General features: G+C 69.0%; 4 protein-coding genes and 3 pseudogenes. 4 read left to right on the plus strand and 3 right to left on the minus strand.

Annotation, left to right across the window (positions count from 1 at the left end; all coding sequences use genetic code 11):
* Nucleotides 1–139: 139 nt before the first annotated feature.
* Nucleotides 140–1,246: pseudogene (locus tag ACBJ59_RS62045) on the minus strand (phosphoketolase); the annotation flags it as partial.
* A 410-nt stretch (nucleotides 1,247–1,656) separates the two neighbouring features.
* Here ACBJ59_RS62045 and ACBJ59_RS62050 point away from each other — a divergent pair.
* Both ACBJ59_RS62050 and ACBJ59_RS62055 read left to right on the plus strand, forming a co-directional pair.
* Nucleotides 1,657–3,447: an AMP-dependent synthetase/ligase gene (locus tag ACBJ59_RS62050; protein WP_375119268.1), complete on the plus strand. Its 1,791-nt coding sequence runs from the start codon at nucleotides 1,657–1,659 to the stop codon at nucleotides 3,445–3,447.
* Between the two features lie 95 nt (nucleotides 3,448–3,542).
* The gene (locus tag ACBJ59_RS62055; RefSeq protein ID WP_375119269.1) at nucleotides 3,543–4,628 is read left to right on the plus strand and encodes an acyltransferase; all 1,086 of its coding nucleotides are present in this window, start codon (nucleotides 3,543–3,545) and stop codon (nucleotides 4,626–4,628) included.
* A gap of 323 nt (nucleotides 4,629–4,951) precedes the next feature.
* Here the strand turns inward: ACBJ59_RS62055 and ACBJ59_RS62060 are convergent, their stop codons facing one another.
* The gene (locus tag ACBJ59_RS62060) at nucleotides 4,952–5,314 is read right to left on the minus strand and encodes a hypothetical protein (RefSeq protein WP_375119270.1); all 363 of its coding nucleotides are present in this window, start codon (nucleotides 5,312–5,314) and stop codon (nucleotides 4,952–4,954) included.
* 384 nt (nucleotides 5,315–5,698) lie between these two features.
* Nucleotides 5,699–5,911, minus strand: a complete 213-nt coding sequence (locus ACBJ59_RS62065) for a hypothetical protein (protein WP_375119271.1) — start codon at nucleotides 5,909–5,911, stop codon at nucleotides 5,699–5,701.
* A 70-nt stretch (nucleotides 5,912–5,981) separates the two neighbouring features.
* Here ACBJ59_RS62065 and ACBJ59_RS62070 point away from each other — a divergent pair.
* A pseudogene (locus tag ACBJ59_RS62070) lies at nucleotides 5,982–6,200 on the plus strand (integrase core domain-containing protein); the annotation flags it as partial.
* Between the two features lie 196 nt (nucleotides 6,201–6,396).
* A pseudogene (locus tag ACBJ59_RS62075) lies at nucleotides 6,397–6,590 on the plus strand (hypothetical protein); the annotation flags it as partial.

Raw genomic sequence — 6,590 nt, forward strand, 5'->3', positions numbered from 1 at the left:
ACTCGAGCCGGTCCCGGCCCGGCGCCTTCACCGGCACCGCGTAGTCGCGGAAGTCGGGCAGGTCCAGGTCGACGGTGAGCAGGCCCCCGTTGGCGTGCGGGTTGGCGCTCATCCGCAACTCTCCCTCGGGGTTGAGCGACAGCACCGGCGCCCGAGGCGCGCCGTGGTCGTCGAAAAGCTCCTCGGGCCGGTAGGAGCGCATCCAGTCCTCGAGGAGCCGCAGGTGCTCCTTGTTGCCCTTGATTCCGGCCAGCGGCACCTGGTGAGAGCGCCATGTGCCCGACACCTGCACCCCGTCCACCACGTCCGGTCCGGTCCAGCCCTTCGGCGTCCGCAGCACGATCATCGGCCACCGGGGCCGGGTGCCGTCCCAGTCGCCGCTTCGGGCCGCCGCCTGGATCGTCCTGATCGACGCCCACGCCCGCGTCAGCGCGTCGGCGAACCGGTGGTGCATGCCGGGCAGGTCGTCACCCTCGACCTCGATCACGTCATATCCGTGCCCGGTCAGCAGGGACCGGACCTCGTCCCGGTCCTTGCGGGCCAGCAGGGTCGGCCCGGCGATCTTCGCGCCGTTCAGGTGGAGAACCGGGAGCACCGCGCCGTCGCGAACCGGGTTCAGGAAGGAGATCCCGTTCCACGACCCTTCCAGCGGGCCGGTCTCCGCCTCCCCGTCGCCGACCATCGCCAGTGCGATGAGATCCGGGTTGTCCATCACCGCGCCGAACGCGTGCAGCAGCACGTAGCCGAGCTCGCCGCCCTCGTGGATCGAGCCCGGGGTCGTCACCGACGCGTGGCTGGGGATCCCGCCGGGTGTGGAGAACTGGCGGAACAGCCGCAGCAGCCCCTCCTCGTCCATGGTGATGTGCGGGTAGATCTCGGTGTAGGTGCCCTCCAGGTATCCGGCCCCGACCAGCGTCGGGCCGCCGTGCCCGGGACCGGCCAGGTAGATCATCTGCTGCCCGGTATGCTGGATCAGCCGGGACGCGTGTGAGTACACCAGCGCCAGGCCAGGGCTGGTGCCCCAGTGTCCCAGTAGCCGCGGCTTGATGTGCTCGCCGGCCAGCGGCTCACGCAGCAGCGGGTTGGCCATCAGGTAGATCTGGCCGACGGTCAGGTAGTTGTTGGCGCGCCACCAGGCGTCGACCGCGGCGATGTCAGCGTCTGTGGGATGGGCGAGCCGGTTCACCAGGTCCACGGGTGGCGGTCCGGCGCTGCCGGTTTCGGTGGCTGCCACGAGAGTCTCCATCCACCGGAATGTCGGCGCTCACGTTGTTCCCCAGGGGGTTCTGATCAGGTGATTCCCCAGGTCCTGGACGTGTCGTTACTCTACGTGCCGCTCGTCTTCCCGGTGGGGACGACACACGAGGGACTCTTGTTCGGGCGGTAGCTCGGCCGTTCATGAAGCACTGGTGGCTGTTGTTGATGAGCCGGCCGGTCCAGGAGCGACTCGCATGCCGAGGCCGTCCAGGGCCAGGACGGCGCGGGCCGATGGTGGCACGCCGGGCTGCGCCGTACAGCCTTCGCTTGTCAGGTGTGTGCCTGGTGACCTGGGGAATCAGGCTAATTGGCTGCTTTTTGCCGCCGTACGTGCGCCGCCCGGTGCCGCAGTTCGCCGACGCCACCTGGCTGACCTTTTTTCGTCGTAGGGGATGAACGATGCGTGTCTATGCGGTCCCGGCCCCGATAACGGTTGCCCCCGACGCCCAGCTCGCCGACGTGGTGTTCGCCGGCGAACGGGTGAACAGCGACCTGGTCCTGTTCCGGCGCCGGTCGGCCGGCAGCTGGCGTCCGGTGACGGCCAGGCACTTCGCGGCCGACGTTCGCAGTCTGGCGGCCGGCTTCCTCGCCGCCGGGATCCAGCCCGGCGATCGGGTCGCGCTGCTGGCCGCCACCAGCTACGAGTGGACGGTGGTGGACTATGCCCTGTGGACGGTGGCGGCGCTGCCGGTCCCGATCTATGAGACCTCCTCGGCCGAGCAGGTCCGCTGGGTGCTGGAGGACGCCGGCCCGGTCGCCGTGGTGGCCGAGCACGAGACGCACCGCCGCTTGGTCGAGGACGTGGCCGAGGGCCTGTCCGGGCCGCTGCAGGTGTGGCAGATCGACGGCGGCGGGCTGGACCGTCTGCGCGAGGGCGGGCTGGACGTGGACGACGCTCAGCTGCGTGAGCGCCGCCGGATGGTGTCGGCCGACGACCTGGCGACGATCATCTACACCTCGGGCACCACCGGCCGCCCGAAGGGCTGCATGCTGAGTCACGGCAACCTGCTGCACGAGGCTCGCGTCGCGATCGACAGCCTGGAGCAGATCTTCGGCCGGCACGCCTCGACCCTGCTGTTCCTCCCGCTGGCGCACGTCTTCGCGCGGGTGATCCAGGTGGCCTGCGTGGAGCGGGGTGTGTGCCTGGCGCACAACGCCGACCGGGCCAGACTGACCGAGGACCTGGCCGCCCTGCAACCGTCGTTCCTGCTGGCGGTGCCCAGGGTCTTCGAGCGGGTCTACAACACTGCTCAGCAGCGGGCCCGCGCTCAGGGCAAGGGGAGGATCTTCGACTGGGCCGAGCGGACCGCCGTGGCCTACAGCCAGGCACTGGACGATGGGCGGCCAGGCCGGCGCCTGCGCCTGGCGCACCGCCTGGCCGACCGGCTGGTGTACCGGCGGCTGCGGGCCGCGCTCGGCGGCCGGGTCCGCTACGCCATCTCCGGCGGAGCGCCGCTGGGCGTGCGGCTGGGCCACTTCTTCCGAGGGATCGGCATCACCGTGCTGGAAGGCTACGGGCTGACCGAGACCAGTGCCGCCGCGACCGTGAACCTGCCCCACACGCTGAAGATCGGCACGGTGGGGCCGCCCCTGCCCGGGGTCGACATCCGCATCGCCGACGACGGCGAGATCCTGATCAAAGGCCCGATCGTGTTCCAGGGCTACTGGCGCAACGAGCAGGTGACCAGGCAGAGCTTGACCGACGACGGCTGGCTGCGCACCGGCGACGTCGGCGCCCTGGACGAGGACGGGTTCCTGACGATCTCGGGCCGCAAGAAGGAGATCATCGTCACCGCCGGCGGCAAGAACCTCGCCCCGGAGCCACTGGAGGACCGCCTGCGCACCCACCCGCTCATCAGCCAGGCGGTGGTCGTCGGCGACCGGCGGCCGTACACCGCCGCGCTGATCACCCTGGACGCCGAGGCGCTGGCGTCATGGAAGCGGGCCGCCGGCAGGCCCGAGCAGGCCGGCCCGGCCGAGCTACGCGACGACCCGGATCTGCTGGCCAGGCTGCAGACAGCCGTGGACGAGGCCAACACGGCCGTGAGCCGGGCCGAGTCGATCCGCAGATTCCGGATCCTTGCGGTCGACCTGACCGAGCAGAACGGATATCTGACCCCGACCCTGAAGGTCAAGCGTGCCTTGGTCCACAAGGACTTCGCGGCCGACATCGAGGAGCTGTACCGCTGAACAGCAGACGCCAAAGCCGGCAGACCCGCCGTGTCGCGGGCGAGCGATCGACGCTGGACCGGCTGGTAGCGGCCACACCGACGTCCCGCGACCGGGTGGTCGACGCCGCCCGCGCGCTGTGCATCGTGGTCGTCACCCTCTGGCACTGGACGTTGTCGGTCACCCACCGCACCGCCGACGGCAGCCTGTCCATGCCCAACCCGATCCACGCGGTACCCGGTGGCTGGCTGGCCACCTGGGTGCTGCAGATCATGCCGGTGTTCTTCCTGGTCGGTGGATACGCCAACCTGGTCGGCTGGCAGCGGGCTCAAGCGCGCGGGACGACCGCCGGCCAGTTCGTCCGAAGCCGGCTGCGCCGGCTGCTCTGGCCGACGGCCGTCTGGGCCCTGGTCTGGCTCGCCGGCGAGCTGATCGCGGCCGCCCTACCCGGCCCGCACCGATGGATGTGGGAATGGTTCCCCGGCTACCTGACACCGCTGTGGTTCCTGGGCGTGTACGGCCTGCTGATCGCCACAGTGCCGATCACCGCAAACCTGCACACCCGCTACGGAGCCGGGGTCCTGGGAGCGCTCGTGCTGCTGATCACCCTCGGCAGCGTGGCGGACCGCGGCGCCGACCAGGCCTGGGCTGCCTGGGCGACCGCCGCCCTGGTGTGGCTGTTCTGCCATCAGCTCGGCTACGCCTGGCGCAGCTGGGAGCTGGGGCGACGGCCGCTGGCGCAGCGACTGGCGGTTGTCGGGGCCGGACTGGCCGGACTGGTCGGGTTGACAGTGGGAGCGGGCCACCCCCTCTCGATGGTGTCCACCACCGGCGCCGCCGAATCCAACATCTTCCCGACCAACGCCACCATCGCCGCCCTGGCCGTCTTTCAACTCGGGCTACTGGCCCTGGTCACGCCGGTCGCAGAGCGCCTGCTGCGCCGGCCGACTGCCTGGAAGCCGGTGGTGGCCCTCAACGTGGTCGCGTTGACCATCTTTCTCTGGCACATGACCGCGTACCTGGTGGTGCTGTGGGCTTATGAAGGGCTGGGTGGCACCCTGCCGGCGGAGCCAACCGCCGGCTGGTGGGCCCAGCGCTGGCTATGGCTCCTGGCCCCATCGGCCGTGCTGGCCGTGCTGGCCGTCCTGTTCGCCCGAGTCGAGCTGGCCGCCCGCCGACCCCGGAAAGGGGCAGGTCGCTGAGCTCGGCACCAGTAAAAGACCCGGCCGAGCTCATCTGAGAACGCGGCCATGACCTAGGGAACTATCCGATCAAGCCCCTGGGGAATTACGCAAGCGTCAGATGGATATCTGGTCATTAACGGTGCAGGGATGGCGCTCCGGGGATGTTCTAGGACGGCCCGGACATGCCTGGAATCGGTCGTGGAGTCCCGGTAGAAGAGGTCTTCCCACAGATATTTGTCGCCACCGGGGACTCCGGTGAGATGGGCCGTCGGCGAGGTGCCCATGGGCGGGGTGCTGTGCCGATACTCGTGCATGGTGGTTGACCTGCGGTTTATTCTCGCTCATCGGTGGTTGCGGATGTACTCGCGTTCCGTCCCCGACAGCGCGGCCAGTACGGAGAACACCACGCCGGACGGGTTGTGGCTGCCCTGCAGTTCGCCGGCGAGGAACTCCATGCCGATGCCGGCGGCGCGCAGCTGCTCGGCCAGGGCGACGGCTTTGTCGAGCTCGGGGCGGGTGGTGACGCGGGTGGAGATCTTCTCGGAGAAGATCCGGCTCGCCCCTGCGGCCTTGAGGGAGTCGAGCTGAGTGAGCGCCTTGGCGAGTGCAGGCATCAGCCGGAAGCGGGTGGTGTGGTACTGGACGGCCACCTTGCCCTTGCCGGTCCGGCAGGGCGACTCGGCCGGGGCGGCGCAGGAGGTCATCGGGCAAGCGTGAGCCTCCACGCGCGGGTAACCGTCGTCGCGCACTCCGAGATCGTTTCAGAGGGCTGTTCCACACAGCTACCCGTTTGCACCGACCTATGAAACGGTGTTCGCCCTGGATGCGTTCGGCTGGAGGCAGTGCTTCATGGGCGCGGGGGCGTTCGCTGATGGAATCCGCGCTGGGGCTACGAGCGTATCCGTGGCGAACTGCGGCATCTGGGCCACCGAGTCAGCAGTGCGACGATCCGCCGATTCCTGAAACGAGCGCGGCTCGGTCCGGCGCCGCGACGTGCTGATGACCGTTGGCGTGGCTTCCTGCGCGCCCATGCCGCGAGCACGCTGGCGTGTGATTTCTTCACCGTGGACACCGTCACGCTGCGCCGGTTATACGTCTTCTTCGTGGTGGAGGCCGGCACCCGGTTCGTCCACGTGCTCGGCGTGACCGCCCACCCTGATGGCGCTTGGGTTGCCCAGCAAGCCCACAACCTTCACGCCGATCTGACGGACCGGACCGGCGCGTTCCGGTTCCTGATCCGGGATCGGGACACGAAGTTCGCCAGCAGCTTCGATGAGGTCTTCGCAGGCGACGGCATTCACGTGCTGAAGATTCCGCCGCGGGCGCCTCGCGCGAACGCGTTCGCCGAGCGATGGGTCCCGCACCTCCCGCACGGAATGCACCGACCGGCTGCTGATCTTCGGCGAACGGCACCTTCGCACCGTGCTGGACGAATACACCGATCATTACAATCGCCACCGGCCGCACCGCTCCCTCGCCCTCCGAGCTCCCACCAATGATGACTCCGACGTGATCCCGCTGCCGCTGGGCCGGATCGAGCATCGTCACGTTCTCGGCGGGCTGACCAACGAGTACCAGCGCGCTGGCTGACCAACGGATGCAGTCATGAAGAGGCAGGTCAGGGCCGAGTTTTGACACCCTTCACGGTCTCCTGAGCCAGAGCAAGCGTGGCCTGCATGATCGCTTTGGTGCGTGTGGCGGCTCGATCGTGGTGGCTGGTGGTCACGACATCACCTTATCGGCACGGCACGTACCGTGTTGACAGGTTTGCCGATAGCCGCCCAAAATGACCGCGTCCGCTCTCGGCACGGCGCGTGCCGTTCCAGTGCTTGCGACGAAGAACCCGCTCACCAAACGTTCAGGAAAGAAGGCCGTGCCCGATTTCTCCGTCCCCGCCATCGAGGTGGCGGACCTCACCCAGCGATTCGGATCCGTGCTTGCCGTCGATCGGCTCAGCCTGAGCGTTCCGCCGGGGATGTT

The organism is Nonomuraea sp. MTCD27, assembly GCF_041950495.1.
In the GTDB taxonomy this organism is placed as follows: domain Bacteria; phylum Actinomycetota; class Actinomycetes; order Streptosporangiales; family Streptosporangiaceae; genus Nonomuraea.

Coding starts and splice junctions, on each gene's coding strand:
- ACBJ59_RS62050 (WP_375119268.1), top strand. CDS start 1,657: ATGCGTGTCTATGCGGTCCCGGCCCCGATAACGGTTGCCCCCGACGCC.
- ACBJ59_RS62060 (WP_375119270.1), bottom strand. CDS start 5,314: ATGACCTCCTGCGCCGCCCCGGCCGAGTCGCCCTGCCGGACCGGCAAG.